Below are 18,728 nucleotides of genomic sequence, written 5' to 3' on the forward strand. Positions count from 1 at the left end.
ACGGCGACGGTTCATACTTCACAATACCGGAACAGCAACACGGATACGCCATGACTGACACCATGAGTCATCACGAAGCCCTCATCTACGTCATGGTGATGATGTCGGCCGTCGATACCGCCATGACCGATACCGAGATGGAACGCATCGGCAGGCTGACCAGCTCCCTGCCCGTGTTCGACGGTTTCGACCATGGCCGTCTGATCCATGCGGCGCGTGAATGCACGGCCCTTCTCGACGGACCGGAAGGACTGGACATCGCACTGGAAGTCGTGCGCGAAGCCCTTCCGGCGCGTCTCTCCGATACGGCTTATGCGCTGGCGGTCGAGCTTGCTGCGGCCGACCTTTCGATCCGCCAGGAAGAAATCCGGCTGCTGCAACTGCTGCGTGACCGGCTGGGGCTGGACAAGCTGACCTGCGCTGCGATCGAGCGGGGCGCCATGGCCCGCTTCCGCAAGTGAGGCGGCAGATTTCCGCTTCACGCCGAAGTGCATTTCCCTTGATCGCCGTCGCGTTAGAATGGCCATCGGCAAAACGATCATAGGGCAGATATGACAGTACAGATATTCGGCATCAGCGAACCGGCCGGGCGCCTGACCGTCTTTGCCGCAATCTTCCTGTCGCTTGCCCTGCTCGAACTGGCTCACCCCCGGCTGGAGCGCCCTGAACTGATGCGCGCGCTGAAAGCAAGGCGCTGGTTTACCAACCTGTCCATCCTGATCCTGTCGTCGCTGTTGCTGCGGATGATCTTTCCGGCGGCCGCCACCGGTGTCGCACTCTACGCAGACGCGCATGGATATGGGCTTTTGCCGATGCTCGGACTGCCATCGCTTGTGAGCGGTCTCCTCGCCTTCGTGGTCCTCGATTTCGCTATCTGGGTCGAGCATGTGCTCTTTCACAAGGTGCCGCTGTTCTGGCGCGTCCACCGGGTTCACCATGCCGATACCGGTCTCGACCTGACGACGGCGCTGCGTTTCCACCCGCTGGAAATCCTGCTGTCGGTCCTGTGGAAATCAGTCGTGATCCTTTCGATCGGCGCACCGCCGGTCAGCGTGCTGATCTTCGAGATCGTGCTGAACGGGGCTGCGATGTTCAATCACGCCAATCTGAAACTCCCCGCCCGCGTCGATCGCCTGTTGCGCCGCCTCATCGTCACGCCGGACATGCACAGCATCCATCATTCCGCCGATCCGGACGAGACGGACACCAATTACGGTTTTAACCTTTCGCTCTGGGACCGGCTGTTTTCAACCTACCGGGAGCGCTCTAAACATTCGCCGGAGACTATGCGGATCGGGCTTGCGCAGTATCCCAATCCGTCGCCGGCGCGGCTATCCTGGTCGCTATTGCTGCCGTTTCGAAAGACCGGCTGACCGGGTTTCAGTAAATACCAGCCGGAAAATAGCGCAGGTAGATCTCGTTCAGCCGACCCTTGCGGGACAGTTCCAGCAACGCGTGATCAATCGCCTGCGTCAGGGCAGAATCGCCCTTGCGGTTCATGATCGCCAAACCCTCACCCAGAAAGCGCTGCGAGAAATAGGCGCCGTCGATCAGCGCGCAGCAACCAGCGGCATCGCTGCCGGCCGTCCAGAAGGACAATTGCATGGCGTCTGAAAAAACCGCAGCAACGCTCCCCTGCTTCAGTGCCGCCAGCATGGCGTCGCGGCTGGGAAAAGGCTGCGCTTCAAGTTGCGGAAAAAATGCCTTGAGCATGGCCTCATGCGTGGTGCCCGACACAGTACCAACCGGCTTTCCCGCCAGAGACGCCACGGAAAGAGCATTTCCCAGCACCTGATGGTTGGCCGCAAACCGGGCAGGAAGCCTCATGAAGGCGCGTGAAAAGGCGAACCGCTGCCGCAGTTCCGAGCTGGTGCCGATCCCGGCGATGACGGCCTCCCCCTGGCCGCCCTCCAGTGCCGGCTGCAGTTCCGCAAAGGTCACGGCCTGAATCTGGCATTTGGCGTCGATTTCCAGCTCACGGCAGATCTCCCGGACCAGATCCACATGAAAGCCGGCAAGCTTGCCGGATTGATCGATGAAGTTGAACGGCGGAAAATCCACGGTGGTCAGAAACCGCAGGCGCGCCAGACCGCTCAAGTCCGGCTTTGCAATCCGCTCGCGGGCATCAAACAGGAGCGGCAAGTCATGAACTCCATCCACTGCGCGCGACACGGCAGGAAAAGATGCAACCGACAACACGCAAAGCGTGAAAATCCCGTAAAATTTTAGAGATGCACGGAAAGCGCGTAGCATTATGATTATTCCCGGGATGAGACAGGGGTATTGCCGCGGGGCGCGGCAATGGGGTTTTCATGTGTCTGGGAGAATATCCGGACAATTCCGGAATGGCTACCGCGAATGGGCCATCGGTCGGGCGAACACCGCCTGATACCGTAGGGGGAGGATTTGCGTCCGCACTAAAGCAGGAGGGCCGGCTGTTGCTGCAGATGGGCGTCGGCAAGCCTTCGATCGCGCGGGCAATGCAGCTCGCCCAGGCGCAAGGCACCACCGTCGAGGACGAACTGCTCGCATCCGGCGAGATCGACGAACCCATCTATTTCGAAGCGTTGGCGGAAACACTGAAGCTTGATTTCATGCCCGATATCGATGCGGGCCGCGTCCAGGACATCGAAGGGCTCGACACCCAGATCGCCCGGCCGGAAATTCTGCGGGTCCATCATGCGAGCCGCCCGCCGGTCACCGTGATCGTTCCCTCGCTTGGCCGACTTGCCGGGCTTGCAGCACTTCTGCAGCGAACACCGCTGCTGCGCGCGTCGCTCGCCGTGTCGACGCCATCGGCGGTGCGCCGTGCAGTCTGGCGAGCCGGCAGCCACCGGCGGGTTTCGGCGGTGACGCGCGCACTGTTCGAGACCGCGCCGCTCCACAGCGCCCGCATCACGTTCTGGGGCAAGCAGGGTTTTTACGCCGGCGTCGCGCTGTGTGCCCTGGTCGCGGCGGCGGCGGCTGTCCCGCTGATCAGCATGCTGATCCTGCATATCGTACTGACACTGTTTTACCTGGCCAATTTCCTGGTGCGGCTTTACGCGCTCGGCAGCGCCTTGCTGCAACGACGCGAGGAGAGGATGCCGGAACCGCCGGACACCACCGGGCCGCTGCCGGTCTATTCGGTACTTGTCGCGCTTTACAGGGAAGAAAGCGTGGTGGCGCAACTTATCCATGGGCTCAACCAACTCGACTGGCCACGCTCCCGGCTCGACATCAAGCTGATCTGCGAGGAAGACGATGCCGCAACCATTGCGGCACTCGAGGCCTTACCGCTGGCGCGCGAGTACGAGATCGTTCGGGTGCCGGTTCACATGCCCCGCACCAAGCCGAAAGCCTTGGCCTACGCCCTTCCCGGCGTCCGCGGTACCTATGTGACGGTGTATGATGCCGAGGACCGGCCGCATCCCGAACAATTGCGCGAGGCCCATGCCGCCTTCACGGCCGCGCCACAGCATGTCATCTGCCTGCAGGCACCGCTGATCGTTACCAATGCGCAGCAATCCTGGTGGAGCGCTTTGTTTGCGCTGGAATATGCCGGGCTGTTTCGCGGGCTGCTGCCGATGCTTTCCCTAACCGGCCTGCCGTTGCCGCTGGGCGGCACATCCAATCATTTTCGCACGGCAGAGCTGAGACGGATCGGCGGCTGGGATCCCTACAACATGACGGAGGACGCCGATCTCGGGCTGCGGCTGCATCGCTTCGGTTACCGTTCGCGCGTCATCTTCAAGCCGACGCTGGAGGAAGCACCGACTTCCCGGTCCGTCTGGCTTGGCCAGCGCACGCGCTGGTTCAAGGGGTGGCTGCAGACATGGCTGGTGCTGATGCGCAAGCCCGGTCAACTGAGCGGCGAGATGGGCTGGCCAGCCTTCATCGTCTTTCAGATCCTGATCGCCGGACTGCTGCTTTCCGCCCTCAGCCATCCCTTCATCGTCGGCTTCCTTGTCTATCTGACATGGTTGATGCTGGATGACGGCACGCATACGCAGGGTTGGCTGACCTTCTGGCTCTTCACCTGCGATATCGTCAATATTTTCGGCAGCTATGCGGTCTTCGTCTCACTTGGGCGAAGCCGGATGACTGCCCGCGAAAAACGGGCTGTCGGCTGGCGCTGGATTTTCGTGCCTTTGTACTGGCTGTTTATGTCCCTGGCCGCATGGAAGGCCTTGCTGGAGTTGCGGACGGCTCCGTTTTCCTGGAACAAGACGCCGCATCTTCCAGTCTGCGACTCCGGTGAAAGCTGATGGTTCCGGGCGTTTGGACGGCTGGGGTCTATTCGGATGGAGGCTTTTCTCCGAGAAAATGCAGCGTGTCGCCCTCCACCGGCGGAGCATCAATGTCGAGTTGCGGCTCAACCAACGGCGTGAACACCTCATCCTGGTAACGCTTCAGGACACGTTCGATCCGGTCGTATCGCGTCATGACCGCAATGATATGGGGGAGCATCCCCTCGCGGAATTCGTTGGTGGCGCTGAAAAATTTGAACTCGTTTGCCAACTCATCCTTGAGCTGATCGCGTTCCTCTTCCAAACGAATGCGCTTTGTGGATTTTTCCATGGCCGGAACGGCGCTTCCTTGTTCAAGATGGATACGCCTGCAACATCTGAAACAAAGTGGAGCGGGTAGCGGGAATCGAACCCGCACGATCAGCTTGGGAAGCTAGTCTTTTGCGGGCCTTTTCAAATACATAAATGTAAAAACCGCTAAAAACGCCACTAACGAAATCAATAGCTTAGGTTCCAACTGTAAAACAAAAATCGCCGTTTTTCAATGGCGGTCGATACCTCGATCGACATGCGGGCATGGCAACACGCACTTTGTCCGCCTATTCATCCACGGGGGGTCATCGTCAATATCAGTTCGTTTGAAACAATCCGAGCTTCCCGCCCCCTTAAGTTGCCACCAAGAGTGGAAAACCGCCCGGTGACTTTTTCAGACTTAATATGAAAATATTCATCAGCCGCAGCACGAACAGACTCTCCACTGAGACCATTCGATGCATTGCCGGCTGGAAAAGTAATAATTGCGCCGGCACCCACAACGGAAAGTGACTTAAGCAACTCTTTTAGAGCGCCATAGGAGGTACTGTTTTTTGAATATGACGATTGGGGACGGTCGGATGCGGGAGGATATCGGCCCACTCCTGATACAGAAACCGCACCGTTCGTCGCTAGCGTTTCAAGGACATGGTAGAATCGACTATAGTGCACATCCGAGTAAGGCGGGTCTAGAAAGACAAGATCGCCATCTCGCAGTTTGCCTGCAAGCTCGTTTGCATCGCCCTTGCAGGCTGAACCCTTAATTTTTGAGTGTTGAGGAGCAATGGTCAAGAACGATTGGTGGACATAGCGTCCTATATCTCGCTTCCATGCTTCACGAAGAAATTTGCCGGCCGTCTCGTTTGCTTTAAAGGGTTGAGCCGTATGTCCTGGTGACGCGGCGCAGCGACTAGCCGCCCATATAAGTGCAGCAAGGCATAGTGATCTCCCTTCGCTATCACTTGGAAGCGTCTTCCTGAATGCGTCCAACCACAACCCTTGCATGGGGCTGAAGTAATAACCACCGTACGCCGATGTTATTACGCCCGAGTCCGCACGAGATATGTTCTTCGCAAATTCGGCGACTTCAAAAATCGGTGCGTTATCCAACTGCCCGTCGCACTCCAAAGCGGCGGAGTAAATGGGAGACGAGCCGACAACTCGGGCTGCACGTTCATTCCACTTCACCAAACCGGCTTCGTCGAACGGCTTTGTCCGGGAAATGACGCCCTCGGCTAAAATAACAGAGAAGCTCTGCAAGTCCGACGCGAGGACAGGGATTTCATACTTCTGAGCGACATGCCATGAGACAGATGCCGACCCAGCGAATAGATCAACAAAGCGTGCGTAGCCTGGTACCGCCGCGCAGATGGCATCACCTAGTCCATTTAATAGCATGGAGCGCTTTGAGCCCATGTATTTCACGAGCCCAAGCTCCAGACGCCAATTCGTTCTGCTTCGGTTATAATTGGTAATCCAGCCGGAAAATTTCGAACCCAATCATTTAAGGAGGTGGGAGCCGGCTTTTTGGATTTGGCCAATTCCTTAAGCGCCAATCGAACATCTTCCCAAAGATCAATAGGATCAGTTAGTGGCGCTGCACCTCCCCAAAAACCTCGCGCAGCAGCAATGGGATCCACCCACGCCCGCAGATTACCGTTCTCAAGACGAACTCCAGCATCGTTGAAATTCGCAACTGTAAACGCAGTCGCCGTTCGGAGTAAAAGAAGGGCGCGTGAGATCATCTGGGTTGGCAGCGCGGGTTCCGTCATCATACGGGCTTGTCTGAGAAGTTTGGGATCGCGCGGTTCTGACTGTCCGAGTAGAAATTCTTTTGACGCGATGGATTGGATGTTCGCAGGAAGCTCATGATACCGGCGTGCAATAGCGCCGTTTTCCTTCGGCACCAGCGGATCTAATAGCGCGTGCTGCTGCCAAAAAAGTGAGCGGAGAAGGCTTCTATCGAGACGATCAAACTTGTTAGAGGAAGTCGGCTCAAAAAGATGCCAAACATTTTCCACAAAATTCAATCTATCTGCCGGTTCGTCCGGCATATGCTCGAACGCACGTGGGTTGTAGCTCGACATATTTCGAGCTCGGTGCTCAGATTCCCCGCGCCGCAAGTCGACACCCCAAGCCGTAACAAGTTGCCCGGCTACGGCGGTTGCAGACGAACCTGGCCAAATCGCGTCAATACACTGAGAAAGTGATGATGAACCAATTCTAACTAGATCCAGAAACTGCCTTGCCGCAGCGGGTTCCCCGACCCACATAGAAAGAGCCTGCCAGACTGCAGAATGAGTGCCTAAGGGATACAAACCGTTGTCGAGCTGCCGGACGTTCCCACTCTTTTCAATTACAAAATTAATGCCGTTGAAAATCCCGACTCCCATGTGACCAAGCAAACTTAGCGCGCCGCGCAGCTGAGCATAATATGCTAGGTGCCGCGCCGCGTGGAGGTCTCCGGCAAGCAAGGCCGCCAATGAACGGGACACATAGCTCCAACCATCGATGCAATGGTTGGGAGCCGAAGCAGCTACCGCCTCTACTAGCTGCTGGTCGCCGAGCAACCGCTTAACGTCTGGCCATCGATGTGGAAGTGTTCCTTTTTTTGCAGGATGATTGGTCGCAAGCCATTGCGAGGCAGTTTTCCCGCTAAACCCTGCCAGTGCCTTGAGAATATGACCACGATCAGCCAGCAAGAGAGCCGATTTTTGTATTGTCATCGTCTTACTGACTCGGAGAAAAGGATATCCTTCGCAATCCGCGACACGTCATCCACATCGCTAGCGGCAACTGCTTCAAGCACATCTTTGCGCAAACTCGCATACCCGCCGCTCCCGCGATAGGAGCGCTTACGTATCGCATCATCAGTACCGTCCACTATCCCCGGCGCTTCCAAGGATCGCCAATCGTAGGTAATCAAACTGCACGCCAAATTTCGCAGGTGAATACGAAACGGCGCAGCGTCTAGTTTTTCGATGACTACATCGATTTGCTGGAGATCCAGATCGAGATTAGGGTCTAGGTGGGGGTACCATTGTTCAAGGCCCCACTCTTCTGCTGCTTCGTAGAAAATATCGTTCGCGACCGCTAACAGCGCCCGGACGCCCATATCCTGGTTAAGCATTGACGCTTTACCCCCAAAGGCGTCCGACCGCTTTTTGAAATGTTGGATCCACAAATGTCGAGGGCCAGTAGCCACCTCGTCAGCTATGTCATTCCAAAGCGTAATTAAAAACGCGGCTTGTTGAGCTCTCGTCCACTCAAGAGGTTCTTCGTCTCTTGTCAGGTTCGACTGGAAAAGGCCCGGCCGTGAAACACCTTTTCCTGTTGAAAGGAAAGTCGTTAGGAGTGATCGGACCCATGCGGCTTGGCTAACACCTGCCGCGGTACCTTTTTCACCCAGCATATTGATACGGTTATTCCAGACACTTTTCTGATGAGAATAGAGGGTCTCCGTCAGTTCTTGTGCACGAGCCTCCCTATAGACGGGTAGTTCACCGACGGATTCCAACCAATCCTGGGTCCTCAACAGGGGGTACAAATCGAAAGCATGACTTGGATTTATTTTCTTCGGCGAAACATTGATCGACCAGAAGAGATAGGCTTGCCATGCAATATCGAGCCCATAAAAGGCTACAACCGGAAGTTCGAAATCATCAGGCACTGGCTCGTCACTCGTCTCATCATCGAACGCCCAAAGCCTGTGTTGCCCGTCAATAACTTCAAAAGGTGCCAGCTGATTGTCGTCTATCACCTGTATATCAGGAACCGACAATTTATATTGACCGCCCGCCTCTTCTTGAATTGTGATCAGACTATCTGAATTTACAGTTTTACCTCTACGCTTGTCGCCACCGGTCAAGATATTAACAACGATAGCCGTAGGCAGCCAACCAGGCTTCCTAAGAGGAGCTTTATCGGGCGTGCGTTGCGGCCCCTTTAAATCGCCGTAGGGATATCCATAACGAACATATCGCTGAATTCGGCTCGTGCGGCTTTCGTCCCTAATTCGCTGAATACCCTCTACGTTAGATCCATCCCGCTTGCGACGATAAACATCACATAAGCGCCTCAACTCGGCAGCCTTCATTGAGAATACGTAAATGTGCTCTTCCGGCTTCCGCCGATGCTGTCCCGCGTCGAAATCGTACGCGTCCCATTCCGATAGCCACTGCTTAAAACGCAGGGCAGGAACAAGTCGTCTGTCCGCACTGTCAATATGATCGGTCATTATTTCCCACCCAAAATCTATGGAATGATTATCGACGTTTCTCTTAAAATTCCATACACAAAAGGCGCGGATTCGCGGAAAAGTGGTGCCCCGTGCCGGACTGCGGAAAGTGAACCTTTTCAGCAACTCGGTAGTTTTCCGGACACATAAACGTCGTCAGCAATCATTATGCTTTTCGAAAATGTGTCCAGCCGATATCTTTGGCTGATGACCGACTACCAGCCCAAATACAAATGGCACCGCACCCAGCTGGACAAGAACGACCCACCCAGCGAAACCGACTGGACCGGGATGGATGGGACGGCATACATCGGCCGCATCAGGAAAGAGACGCACGGGCCAACAAAAGGCAAATGGTACTGGGCTGGATCATATCCCAAAACCCACAAAGGCAGCCCTCCAACACCGAACGCTGGCTACAGTGCCACGGCCCGGCTTGCCACGCAGAATGTCGAGGAATACTGGGAAAGGTGCCTGCGTGTCATGGAGCCGCGCAGCAGCGTCCTGAAGGCAGACAATTATGACTGACGACAGTATGGTTCACCCGAATTCGCCGGTGCATTTCGAACACTGGTGCGGCCATGAGGGATGCAAGCGCTGGGGCTCGTTTGGGAAAGAACGCAGCCGGGGCGAAACCGAGTGGCGCTGCATCGAGCACCTTGCGGCGGACTATTGGGAGGGGCGAGCCGTCCCCCGCCACTGAATTGCAAGCACTCGTTAATTCTTCTGTGGCGCAATGGCGGGATGGCAAAACGTCCCCCAAAGTCTATTGGCCTTCGAACAGAACCCGACCAGCCGCTGAAAAGTCGGGCGCCGGCGCCGCGTGACCCTAATCAGCCTCGCCTTCCCTTCGACCCTATGCCAGACCGAATTGAACCCTGCTTAGCGCTTCTGGCGTCCAAGCCGCCCAAGGGCGACGACTGGGCATTCGAAATCAAATGGGATGGGTACCGGCTAGCCGTCCATGTGGAGCCGACGAAGGTCCGCATTCTGACCAGAGGTGGCCACGACTGGACGACGCGGTTTGCCGGCATCGAGGAGGCCGCCCGAAATCTCGGCGCGGCTAGCATGATACTGGACGGGGAAGCGGTCGTCCTCGACGACCAGGGCCGGTCAGATTTTGGCGCGCTGCAGAACGCCCTTGGTGGCCGGGGCGGCAAGAGAAATGCCAACGCGGCAGTCTTCTATGCTTTCGACCTTCTCTACCTCGACGGCCACGATATCACCCGCATGGACCAGTCTGAGCGCCGAATGCTGCTTGAAAGCATATTGATCGACAGCGACGGTCCAATCCGGCTTTCAGAAGAGATTGAAGCTGATGGCGCGGTACTGCTGCAGAGCGCATGCGAGCATGGCCTTGAGGGCATCATCGCGAAGAACCGCCATCGCCCGTATAGATCCGGCCGGACCGGCGACTGGCTGAAAATCAAGTGCGTACAGAGTGAGAGCTTTGTCGTCGTAGGCTATGAGCCTTCCACCACGATGCCCGGCGCCATTGCCAGCCTCTTGCTCGCTGCCCGCAAGGGTGACGGTCTGGTGTACGTTGGTTCTGTCGGGACCGGGTTCAAAGACAGCGTTGCCCGCGATCTCAGAAAGCAGCTCGATTCGATGCAGATCGTAAAGCCGCCTGTCGCTATCAAGGGGAAGAGCCTCGTCTATGCACGGCCGGAACTGGTCGCCGAAATCGAGTTTCGCGCCTGGACGAACGATGGGAAGCTGAGGCACGCTTCTTTCAAAGGGCTGCGGGACAGCGCCGATGCGGCGGACGTCTACAGAGTTACGTGAGTGTCCGCTAAAGGAACAATTGCGCGCAATCAGGGTTCCCTGCAAAATGGAGGAACCACGATGATCAACACGCCGAAGCTTCCGGTATCGCACGAGGATCGTCATCTGCTCTGTCAGGAAGAGGTTGACGGATCTCTTCAGGACATAATCAATCGAGCAACGACCAACGGCTGGGGCACCATGGAAACGATCGGCGCCATGGAGGAAGTCCTGAAAAATCTGCGGATTATCTACGCAGACCATCCACATCCTAACGAGGGTGATCCGAAAGAGACCAATGAAGGGCGCGCCTTCACCCACGGACGCGGGGGTGCGGAAGAAGAATGAGCATCTACGCTTGGACGATATCGAAGCCTGGCCGGCAAAGTACCAAAAAAGTGGGCCATCTAAACGAGATGCTCGAAAATCTGCGCGCCCTGAACCCCACGGGATCAACGCCGGTAGGATTCGTCACTTTGAATGCTAATGTGCCTGATAATGGAATCTACACCCACGGCGAGGGCAGTAGAGAAGAATGGTCGGTGAGTTGGACGAAGATAGACGGCTAATCCTAGGGGTGGATTTCGCGGCTGGGAATTGACAATCCTCACCCAATGTCTTCATTTGCCCACACCCGTAGACCTCGAACGCTGTGGGTTTTGAGGAGCCTCCCGGCATTGCTGGTGAGGCTCTTTTTTTACGGGATTTTCAACCAGTGCCGAATTCCCGAGACGGCCGTCTCGCTCATGTAGGCGACTATTCCACCTATCGTCAGGCCAGCGAGGGCGATCAGCCCTGCGATGCCGAGCCCTAGCGTCTTCATGCGCTGCCACTCCGCAACTGTTGGGGACACAGCCTCTTGATTTTTCTCCACCGTCTCTTTCAGCGCTTGGATTTCTCCCCTCACCTGAGCGTCGATCTGACCTCTAACTGCTATTGTCGTTTCCATGTGGGCTATCTGCAGGGCCTGGTTGTCGAGCCGCTGGTGGATCACCGCGCGGCTTTCATGCGCCATTCCTTTTTCATCTTGGAAATCGACCCGAAGGCGGTCGACGCCCTCTTGCAATTTCCCAAGCGCGAGCATGATGTCGTCATTGGATGCCATGATTATTTCCGGCACCCAGGCTGCGCATTACAGGTCGCGTTATGTGCCGCGACCTGCCGGGCAAATTCAATATCGTTGGCGATGATGAACTGCCTGGAAACAGGCGCCGGCGTGAGCCGCTCAAACCCGGCGCCATCGAGGGCGGCCGTGTTACTGGCACACCCCATCAACAAACTTGCCACCCAGATCAGCGCACAGGCCGCCAGCGGATAGGTCACGAACTTTGGCATTGGTTTGGCTCCGCTTCTGGATAAGCTCGATTGATTTCTTGAGGGCATCGGCCCGCTCCATCTCCCTGCCCTCATTCCGAGCCGCAGGGAGAAGCCAGACCGTGTTGGCTAGCTGGAAGATGGCGAAGGCGAGGAGGATCCCCCCAACGCCGCCGATGATAGCCGCTGTCTTGGTAATCACGACCGCACCTTGCGATAGATGCCGTAGATCGTCAGGGAGAGGATCACGAGTGCAACGATGATCCGAGCCCACTCCCCGCTTGTCAGATCGTCGTGCTGCTTGGTGACGGCGTCCAAAACGTCAGGGAGGACGGGAACGATCGATGTAGCCGCGCCGCCCGCGCCGGTACCGACGATGACGGCCACGTCTTTCTTATTCACGGCTTTGGTGACCGCGACCGTGTTGCTGGCCACAAACTCACCCTTGGCCCACAGGCCAGCTTCAGCCGATCGGCGATTGACCAGGCCCGTCGACTTCTTGCCGCCAGCATTGACCCACTTCATCAGCTCGGCCGGGACTGCATCATAGTCGCCAGTGTTGAGTTTCTTCAGCAGAGTGGACTTGTGGAGGGCGCCAGTGTTGAAGTCGAAGGAGACGAGCACGGCAAACTGGTTATCAGTCAGGGGAACCTTTACGAGCCGTTCAACACGAGCCTCGAATACGGCGAGGTCATTGCGAAGGATGCCTTCAGCTTCAACATCGTTGATCCGCATCCCAGGCTTGACGTTTGGGGTGCCAGCCGCCGAGGTGTGGCCGAACCCGATGGTCCAAACCCCGGCAATGTCCTTATAGGCGACGAGTTCGCAACCTTCCCACTGCTTGATGTGGGAAAGCCCCGCCGCGTTAATGCGTCGTGTCATGATGGTGTCCTTTGATGTTGGAACAAATGAGTTCATCGCCAGTTTGTCGGCAGCTGGCTTGAGGACTGGATCCCCACGGGTCGGCTAGAGGCCTGTATCGCCGCTCCCCAGCGGGGTCAGGCCTCGCCTGCAGCCCCGGACGTCGTCCGTCCTAATATTCACGTCGATGTTGAGAACAAAACTGAGCGATGACAGTTTCTATACAGCTGGCTTTCGGACCCACTCTCCCGAAACGCTGGTTAGAGGCTTGGTGTCGCCATTCGGGGCGCCCAGGCCTCGTCCAATTTTCAGATTGAGCAAACGGCCGCCAGGTGATATCGCGCTGCCGCTTCATGCAGTGATACGTGAAGCGAAAAAAGTACCCGGTCGCTTTCGGTCAGGCGGCGACCGGGAATCCTCTGCCAACAAGAGCACTTGGAAGTTGCGGAAAATCTGCCACAATAAGTCTGCCCGAGAGGGTTCAGGTGTGACGGTTATCCATAATCGCCGTCGGACGGGCGGTCGGAAACTTAACCCGTCTCCGAAGCGGGTGACCGCTTCGGGCACCTGTCGTTTCCCCTTTTGTGGGTATTGACGTTCTGCCGATCCGCACCAAATCTGTGCGAAACTGAGGGGCGGGAATGACTTACGACTGGGATGGAAAGCGACATCGGATAATGAGAGCGGCCCGCATTACGACTGGGGCGGCTTTAACCCTTGCAATCCTAAGCTTGCCGCTTCTTATTTTCGCCTGATGCGCCTGTAGTCGAGCCGTCGCCTCCTGCATCGCTCGTCGATTCGGTAGGGACAAATGTTCCCTCCATAATCGGCGGCTGCGGATAGAGTTTTTCGCGCAAGCGGGCGTTTTCGGCTTCAAGCAGGGTGATCTTGGCGTGCTGGGCGTCATGGGACAGGCCGGCGTCCTTCACCTGCTTTCGCAACAGGTCGATCTGCTCTTCCAGGAGCGGGATAAGGCAGCTCATTAGCTTGCCCCCCAATTGACCGCTGCGGCCGCCGTGATTGCCTCGGCCGTCTCCGCCGCCGTCACTGCCTTCTTCGCAGCCATACGCTTGCGCTCGATGCCGGCAGAGACGATCTGCCAACCTTCGAATGTCGCGACGATCTGCTCCGCCTTCGCAGCCAGGGTCACACCGTCAACAGCCGCCTCAGCGACGATGTGCGGGATGGACGCATCGGCGATGCCATCGTCGGCCAGCTTCGCCTTCGCCTCCGAGAGCTTCTGCTGGTAGGCCATGACCTGGCCGGAGCCGTTGGTGATGAAATTCAGGCGGTAGGCCTCGGCATCGCGATCTATTTTCTTGATCGCGTCCGCTTTGGCAGCTTCAATGTCGAACGGTGCTGGTATAGGCTCCCATCTGGCCATGTACTCGATAACCTCGCGTGGCATTGGCGGCATTTCGCCCGCATTGGCAACGAGGATGTCCTCGTTTTTCGTCAGTTGCGAGCTGATCGCCTCCCGATCAGAGGAGGGCAGAGCGACGGTGACGTGCGCCGCCATCGCTCCCCAATAGTCCGGGCAGTTCGTTACAAACTGCCGGTGGACCCACCACGCAACCGCAGCCATCCACCGTTCCTTTTTCCCTTCGTTGAGCGCCTTGAAAAAGGCTTCCATCGCCGAGTCATGCATCATGTCGATACTGAACATGCACTTTCCTTCAGGTTAGTTATGAAGTCACTTTTTGAACACTTGGAACATGGCAAAGCCGCCGCTTAGTGTGCCTCTGTTGGTGCATCGAAGGGTCATGACCGTTGATGTCGTACCGGCCGCAGGCGCGTAAACGCCAAAGGCTGTCCCCCTTCCGGGTGCACTGGCTTGTGCAAAGTCAGATCCTGCCGCGAAATTCGCTCCAGCACCCAGAAGCGAGCATGTTATCGAGCCAGACGCCGAGGAAAGTTGGCTACCGGAGCACCAGCCGTCACCACGGATTACGAGACCGGGGGTTACTGCCGGATCAGGGTGATTGAGCGTGACCAAGACATCTCTAGAACCGTCAATCGCCCCGATATCGCCGCCTGAAAAGGCGACCGTGGTGTATCCGGTGACCGCACCCGCTTGGATGTTCGACGTGCCAACCGTCAGCGTTCCGATGATCGCATTAGAAATGTTGACGCTGCCCAGGTTGGCCGAAATCGCCGAAAGAGATGTGACGCTGATGTGCTGGGCTATGATGCTGCCATCGACGATCAGCTCGGCGGCGTTGGCCTTCCTGATAATCAATCGATCCACAATCAGGTTCTGGCTGACGGTGTTTCCCGAGTTGTTATAAATGTGGACTGTGACGTAGCGAGCATTCGGATGGACGGTCCATTTGCCCGAGTATTTGGTGTAATTGTTTCCGAAGGCGGCTCCCGCCACCATGTCGTAGTTAATCCCGAGGTCAACCTTGTTGGCATCGAGATACCAGACACGAAAGAAGAAGCCGCCCGACGTTGGCGTCTGATTGGTCTTGATTGCTGCTTCGAAATAATAAGTGCCGCCACCCTGCACCGGAATGTAGGAATTTGCCTGCAGGTACATAAAGACGTCGCTGGCGCCGACTGCGTTCTTTTGAAGCAGAAGGGCCTTGCCGCCATTCTCTCCAAAGCCCCCCGAACCTGGAAGAACCGCCATAATGCCGGGACCAGCAACGCCCCAATTGCTGGCGAGATCATCCGATTCGAAATAGCCGTTCGGGACTAAATTGGTGTAATCAGTCAGCAACAGGTGTTTCGACGTGATGGACATCGCAGCGATGTTCGTCGCGCCGATCGTGTTGGCAGCTATCTTTGACCCGGTGATAGTGGAGGCTGCAATATCCACCGCTGTAATCGCGCCCGCAGCTATTTTGCCCGCGACAATGGCTTCCGTCGCTATCTTGTCTGATACGATAGCCCCGGTGACGATATTGCCACTACTGATCAAGGTAGTGGCTCCGGAATTCCAGGCAGAAGGCTGAGTTTGATTTGGCTGGGCCTCCCCAAAATAGGGTTGAGCTAGCCACGTCCAGTTTCCAGCAGTGCCGCCCCAGGCTACGGTGTCAATATTTATCCGGAAAAAGATTTGGGCTGCTACGGCCCCAGCAGGAGCGACTGCCATGAATGCAATTCGGGCGTAGTTGTTTATGTTCTGCTGTGGGTCGCCATTTTGATGAGACTGAGCGTCGGCAAAGTCATAGGCAATTGCAACTCCGGCGGTGTTTAACCAGCCGATGTGCGCACGCGTGTAAGCGCATCTATGACCATACGAATAGACAGAAAGTTCGTATTTCTTTCCCGGAGCGACGGTAAATTTTCTGAACGATCCTGTCGCAGGGTCTACCGGCAGCACGTCCATTAGAACGATACCGACGTTGTCAGTCGTCTGCGTTATTGAAAGCGATCCGGTCGGAATCCCGTAGGTCTTAATCGTCGGGTTGAGGAGTGTGGTCGTGAGAGCAAGCCAGGTCCCACCGGTGTTATAGTCGTAAGCCCATCCGGTGGTGCCGGCAGAGAAATCGGCATTAGGAATCTGATTGACCGCGCTGCCAACTGCGAGCTTATCGGTTGTGATGACGCCCGCAGCTAGTTTCGCTGTAGTAATCGCGCCGGCAGCGAGTTCAGCCGTCGAAATGGCCCCAGCCGCAACCTTGCCAGCCGTTACCGCGAACGCGTCAATTTCCGCCGCCGTGATGGCATTTGCCGCGATCTTCGGCGTCGTGATGGCATCGTCGGCGATCTGCGTAGAAGTGATCTGTCCGACAATCTCACCTGCAGCCGCACCGATGACATAGGCCGTGCCGTTCCAGCGATAGAGTTTGCCGAGGTACGAAATCGAAGCCGTGAGGCGCGTTGTAGGCAAACCTGCGGTGACGATCGTCACCGGCTCGATCGAGCTGGCAAACTTGGTTGCGTCGATCGCTTCGGCAGCAAGCTTTGCACCGGTGATCGCCGCATCGGCGAGCTTTGAGGTGATGACCGAGTTATTGGCAAGATTGTCTGAAATCACCGCCGCAAGAGCGATCTTCGCGGTCGTGACAGCAGCGTCCGCTAGCTTCAGGCTGGTAACGGCGCCGGTGAAAATCTTGTCAGCGATGATCGCGCCTGTGGCAATCTTTGCCGCAATGATCGCACCGTCGAGGACGTCGCCGCTACCAAACAGGACATTCGGCGTCAGAACGTCTATCCATTCCGAAAATTCAGTCTGGCGCCCCGAATACGGGATTTCCTTTCCCTTAACTTGATAGACCGTGGCGGGAAGGCACCAATTTCCGGACAGAATCCAAGAATACGGTTCTGCGTAAGGAGTCTCGACGCTGTCAAACACGATCGCCCCGGTGTCCTTAACGCGCGCGACCACATGGACGTTCAGCACGTCATTGAGATCAGGCGCTGCACTGACTTTAATTGCCGGGCGACGGGGGGCGCCAGAGGCGTCCGCAATAGTCCAGGGCTCGGCAGACCAACCATCAATGATGCTGGGCCCAGGTCGCACCGGATCAAGCGGCGAAAACGTCGGCGGTATATAGCCCGCCCCGTAATCATAGTCGGTGGGATCAACCTCGATGATATCGACCAGGACATCGAGGTTTGCCTTGTCACCGACACCCTCAACACGAAATTGCTTGTCCGCGTAACCGTTTCGCGTCGAACCAAACGCGACAACGTCTCCGGGCTCAAGTGCCCACGCGAATGGCGGGAGCGTGAATGTGTGCCGACGCTCGCGCCGTGCTTCCGCAAGCGCAGCAGCCATGATCCGCTGGACCTGCGAATTTCGCGACACTGTTTCCAGCTGCAGATCGGCAATCAGCCTCCGCTTGCCATCTCGCGTCTCGAAGTCGGAATTGAAAAGCGCTGGTGCAGGCTTGGTGTTCCAAGCCTCCATCGGCTCTGGATAGCTCGCCGTAATGCCGTTGATCGAATTAGCGAGACTGGCGAACGGTTTGCCCTTCTGCTGTTCGGTCGAAAGAATATCTTGATCAGAAAAAGTTAGAACCGGTGCTGCAGGCGCGCCAATCTGGAGTTTATAGAGCCCTCCAACTTCGATTAATCGGCCATGCGCACCTTTGAGAATTGCATCGATTGCCGCGCTCAGTTCTGTATCGACGGAGATTTCAATGCCGGTAAGATATTGCGGCTCCGGCCCTGAAGGCCCAGACACCAACGCACGGCACTTATTGATCTGCGCTATGCAGTCCCCGACCGGAATACGAGCTGCCGACAGGTTCTGCAGTCCGTAGAGCCAGGAGCCGTCATAACTGATACCGCGCAGCAGATTGTAGACCTGCACGGCTGGGAAGTTATCGCCATCGCCGCCCCATGTGGCGCGGTTGCTCCAACGATGTGGCCCGACACCACCTATAGAGCTGTCTTTTGACGGATCATAAAGCGGCATCCCCGCAACCTCGAACCGAAAGCTCGGGAAGCCGGAAAACAATTCGTTGTTGACCTGAGACGTGACGATGGCATAAGCGCAACCCCGCCCCACGCGCGTGCTCTGGTATGGGCGGCTGGCGCTCGAAACGGTGCCAACAAGTAACGGGTCTGCGACAGTCTGCGTACCGTCGTAGAATTTAACCCAAAGATGGTTGCCATACTCCGTTACCGGAAAGCCCAGAACCCCATGGGAGGTGTCGGCGGTGTTCACGGTGACGGGCGAACCGTTCACCCACATCGCCGTCACGCCGCTGATCGGCACGTCGGAGAGGGCTATGACCTGAGTAAGATAAGCGTTCGGGGTCTTTTTGACCCTTCCCCACGTGTTCGCATAGACCAGAGAACCAGCAGTGGCCCGTGCACCCATCAGGAACGAGCGCGCTACATCGCCACCAGATTGCATCTTGCCACGAACGCCGGCCACTTGAGGCTGATCGGCTTTGTTTAGCGCCTGTACAGCAAGGTTCAATCCGATGCCGACAGCGGCATTAAGCGCAAAGGCACTGACGGTCGCAAGGAAGGACGTTGATGCAACGCCGAGTATGCCGGCGACGGCGGCAGCGGTAAAGACAGCCATGATGTTCCTGATGAGCCGTTAT

The 18,728-nt window shown here is 56.8% G+C and carries 19 protein-coding genes; 8 read left to right on the plus strand and 11 right to left on the minus strand.

The window, feature by feature from the left end:
• The first annotated feature begins 50 nt into the window (after positions 1-50).
• On the plus strand, positions 51-461 hold the full coding sequence (locus ACP7E6_RS08505; protein ID WP_426229268.1) for a tellurite resistance TerB family protein: 411 nt from the start codon (positions 51-53) through the stop codon (positions 459-461).
• Positions 462-551: 90 nt separating this feature from the next.
• Positions 552-1,373 (plus strand): sterol desaturase family protein, encoded by an 822-nt coding sequence (locus ACP7E6_RS08510; RefSeq protein ID WP_426229269.1) that lies wholly within the window; start codon positions 552-554, stop codon positions 1,371-1,373.
• Between the two features lie 7 nt (positions 1,374-1,380).
• Here the strand turns inward: ACP7E6_RS08510 and ACP7E6_RS08515 are convergent, their stop codons facing one another.
• Positions 1,381-2,253, minus strand: a complete 873-nt coding sequence (locus ACP7E6_RS08515) for a transporter substrate-binding domain-containing protein (RefSeq protein ID WP_426229270.1) — start codon at positions 2,251-2,253, stop codon at positions 1,381-1,383.
• Between the two features lie 92 nt (positions 2,254-2,345).
• Here ACP7E6_RS08515 and ACP7E6_RS08520 point away from each other — a divergent pair, with 92 nt between their 5' ends.
• Positions 2,346-4,247, plus strand: a complete 1,902-nt coding sequence (locus ACP7E6_RS08520; RefSeq protein WP_426229271.1) for a glycosyltransferase — start codon at positions 2,346-2,348, stop codon at positions 4,245-4,247.
• Between the two features lie 28 nt (positions 4,248-4,275).
• Here the strand turns inward: ACP7E6_RS08520 and ACP7E6_RS08525 are convergent, their stop codons facing one another.
• The 4 genes from ACP7E6_RS08525 to ACP7E6_RS08540 all read right to left on the minus strand — a co-directional run bounded on the left by ACP7E6_RS08525 (position 4,276) and on the right by ACP7E6_RS08540 (position 8,778).
• On the minus strand, positions 4,276-4,560 hold the full coding sequence (locus ACP7E6_RS08525; protein ID WP_426229272.1) for a hypothetical protein: 285 nt from the start codon (positions 4,558-4,560) through the stop codon (positions 4,276-4,278).
• Positions 4,561-4,832: 272 nt separating this feature from the next.
• On the minus strand, positions 4,833-5,957 hold the full coding sequence (locus ACP7E6_RS08530) for a DNA adenine methylase (protein ID WP_426229454.1): 1,125 nt from the start codon (positions 5,955-5,957) through the stop codon (positions 4,833-4,835).
• A gap of 5 nt (positions 5,958-5,962) precedes the next feature.
• Positions 5,963-7,267 (minus strand): hypothetical protein, encoded by a 1,305-nt coding sequence (locus ACP7E6_RS08535; protein WP_426229273.1) that lies wholly within the window; start codon positions 7,265-7,267, stop codon positions 5,963-5,965.
• Positions 7,264-8,778, minus strand: a complete 1,515-nt coding sequence (locus ACP7E6_RS08540) for a DGQHR domain-containing protein (RefSeq protein WP_426229274.1) — start codon at positions 8,776-8,778, stop codon at positions 7,264-7,266. Before ACP7E6_RS08540 ends, ACP7E6_RS08535 begins: the two co-directional genes overlap by 4 nt.
• Positions 8,779-8,985: 207 nt before the next feature.
• Between ACP7E6_RS08540 and ACP7E6_RS08545 the strand changes: the two genes are divergently transcribed.
• From ACP7E6_RS08545 to ACP7E6_RS08565, 5 genes are read left to right on the plus strand one after another with little or no spacing between them, the layout of a single operon-like run.
• Positions 8,986-9,306 (plus strand): hypothetical protein, encoded by a 321-nt coding sequence (locus ACP7E6_RS08545; RefSeq protein ID WP_426229275.1) that lies wholly within the window; start codon positions 8,986-8,988, stop codon positions 9,304-9,306.
• On the plus strand, positions 9,299-9,481 hold the full coding sequence (locus tag ACP7E6_RS08550) for a hypothetical protein (RefSeq protein WP_426229276.1): 183 nt from the start codon (positions 9,299-9,301) through the stop codon (positions 9,479-9,481). The genes ACP7E6_RS08545 and ACP7E6_RS08550 overlap by 8 nt, the downstream gene beginning before the upstream one ends.
• 41 nt (positions 9,482-9,522) lie before the next feature.
• A complete protein-coding gene (gene ligD / locus ACP7E6_RS08555; RefSeq protein ID WP_426229277.1) occupies positions 9,523-10,563 on the plus strand; it encodes a non-homologous end-joining DNA ligase in 1,041 nt (346 codons plus the stop codon).
• A gap of 60 nt (positions 10,564-10,623) precedes the next feature.
• A complete protein-coding gene (locus ACP7E6_RS08560; RefSeq protein WP_426229278.1) occupies positions 10,624-10,890 on the plus strand; it encodes a hypothetical protein in 267 nt (88 codons plus the stop codon).
• Positions 10,887-11,111 (plus strand): hypothetical protein, encoded by a 225-nt coding sequence (locus tag ACP7E6_RS08565; RefSeq protein ID WP_426229279.1) that lies wholly within the window; start codon positions 10,887-10,889, stop codon positions 11,109-11,111. Before ACP7E6_RS08560 ends, ACP7E6_RS08565 begins: the two co-directional genes overlap by 4 nt.
• A 128-nt stretch (positions 11,112-11,239) precedes the next feature.
• On the opposite strand, the gene ACP7E6_RS08570 is transcribed toward ACP7E6_RS08565, so the two are convergent.
• The 6 genes from ACP7E6_RS08570 to ACP7E6_RS08595 all read right to left on the minus strand — a co-directional run bounded on the left by ACP7E6_RS08570 (position 11,240) and on the right by ACP7E6_RS08595 (position 18,706).
• Positions 11,240-11,647 (minus strand): DUF1515 domain-containing protein, encoded by a 408-nt coding sequence (locus ACP7E6_RS08570; RefSeq protein ID WP_426229280.1) that lies wholly within the window; start codon positions 11,645-11,647, stop codon positions 11,240-11,242.
• 2 nt (positions 11,648-11,649) lie between these two features.
• Positions 11,650-11,877: a hypothetical protein gene (locus tag ACP7E6_RS08575; protein WP_426229281.1), complete on the minus strand. Its 228-nt coding sequence runs from the start codon at positions 11,875-11,877 to the stop codon at positions 11,650-11,652.
• A 177-nt stretch (positions 11,878-12,054) separates the two neighbouring features.
• Positions 12,055-12,738: a lysozyme gene (locus tag ACP7E6_RS08580; RefSeq protein WP_426229282.1), complete on the minus strand. Its 684-nt coding sequence runs from the start codon at positions 12,736-12,738 to the stop codon at positions 12,055-12,057.
• A 704-nt stretch (positions 12,739-13,442) separates the two neighbouring features.
• Entirely contained in the window at positions 13,443-13,700 is a 258-nt protein-coding gene (locus ACP7E6_RS08585) for a hypothetical protein (protein ID WP_426229283.1), read from the minus strand.
• Entirely contained in the window at positions 13,700-14,383 is a 684-nt protein-coding gene (locus ACP7E6_RS08590; protein WP_426229284.1) for a hypothetical protein, read from the minus strand. The genes ACP7E6_RS08585 and ACP7E6_RS08590 overlap by 1 nt, the downstream gene beginning before the upstream one ends.
• 27 nt (positions 14,384-14,410) lie before the next feature.
• Positions 14,411-18,706: a phage tail protein gene (locus tag ACP7E6_RS08595; RefSeq protein ID WP_426229285.1), complete on the minus strand. Its 4,296-nt coding sequence runs from the start codon at positions 18,704-18,706 to the stop codon at positions 14,411-14,413.
• Positions 18,707-18,728: the final 22 nt, after the last annotated feature.

Origin of the sequence: Pararhizobium sp. DWP3-4, assembly GCF_049898205.1 — a bacterium.
In the GTDB taxonomy this organism is placed as follows: domain Bacteria; phylum Pseudomonadota; class Alphaproteobacteria; order Rhizobiales; family Rhizobiaceae; genus Pararhizobium.

Coding starts and splice junctions, on each gene's coding strand:
- ACP7E6_RS08505 (WP_426229268.1), top strand. CDS start 51: ATGACTGACACCATGAGTCATCACGAAGCCCTCATCTACGTCATGGTG.
- ACP7E6_RS08510 (WP_426229269.1), top strand. CDS start 552: ATGACAGTACAGATATTCGGCATCAGCGAACCGGCCGGGCGCCTGACC.
- ACP7E6_RS08515 (WP_426229270.1), bottom strand. CDS start 2,253: ATGCTACGCGCTTTCCGTGCATCTCTAAAATTTTACGGGATTTTCACG.
- ACP7E6_RS08520 (WP_426229271.1), top strand. CDS start 2,346: ATGGCTACCGCGAATGGGCCATCGGTCGGGCGAACACCGCCTGATACC.
- ACP7E6_RS08525 (WP_426229272.1), bottom strand. CDS start 4,560: ATGGAAAAATCCACAAAGCGCATTCGTTTGGAAGAGGAACGCGATCAG.
- ACP7E6_RS08530 (WP_426229454.1), bottom strand. CDS start 5,957: ATGGGCTCAAAGCGCTCCATGCTATTAAATGGACTAGGTGATGCCATC.
- ACP7E6_RS08535 (WP_426229273.1), bottom strand. CDS start 7,267: ATGACAATACAAAAATCGGCTCTCTTGCTGGCTGATCGTGGTCATATT.
- ACP7E6_RS08540 (WP_426229274.1), bottom strand. CDS start 8,778: ATGACCGATCATATTGACAGTGCGGACAGACGACTTGTTCCTGCCCTG.
- ACP7E6_RS08545 (WP_426229275.1), top strand. CDS start 8,986: ATGACCGACTACCAGCCCAAATACAAATGGCACCGCACCCAGCTGGAC.
- ACP7E6_RS08550 (WP_426229276.1), top strand. CDS start 9,299: ATGACTGACGACAGTATGGTTCACCCGAATTCGCCGGTGCATTTCGAA.
- ligD (WP_426229277.1), top strand. CDS start 9,523: ATGGCAAAACGTCCCCCAAAGTCTATTGGCCTTCGAACAGAACCCGAC.
- ACP7E6_RS08560 (WP_426229278.1), top strand. CDS start 10,624: ATGATCAACACGCCGAAGCTTCCGGTATCGCACGAGGATCGTCATCTG.
- ACP7E6_RS08565 (WP_426229279.1), top strand. CDS start 10,887: ATGAGCATCTACGCTTGGACGATATCGAAGCCTGGCCGGCAAAGTACC.
- ACP7E6_RS08570 (WP_426229280.1), bottom strand. CDS start 11,647: ATGGCATCCAATGACGACATCATGCTCGCGCTTGGGAAATTGCAAGAG.
- ACP7E6_RS08575 (WP_426229281.1), bottom strand. CDS start 11,877: ATGCCAAAGTTCGTGACCTATCCGCTGGCGGCCTGTGCGCTGATCTGG.
- ACP7E6_RS08580 (WP_426229282.1), bottom strand. CDS start 12,738: ATGACACGACGCATTAACGCGGCGGGGCTTTCCCACATCAAGCAGTGG.
- ACP7E6_RS08585 (WP_426229283.1), bottom strand. CDS start 13,700: ATGAGCTGCCTTATCCCGCTCCTGGAAGAGCAGATCGACCTGTTGCGA.
- ACP7E6_RS08590 (WP_426229284.1), bottom strand. CDS start 14,383: ATGTTCAGTATCGACATGATGCATGACTCGGCGATGGAAGCCTTTTTC.
- ACP7E6_RS08595 (WP_426229285.1), bottom strand. CDS start 18,706: ATGGCTGTCTTTACCGCTGCCGCCGTCGCCGGCATACTCGGCGTTGCA.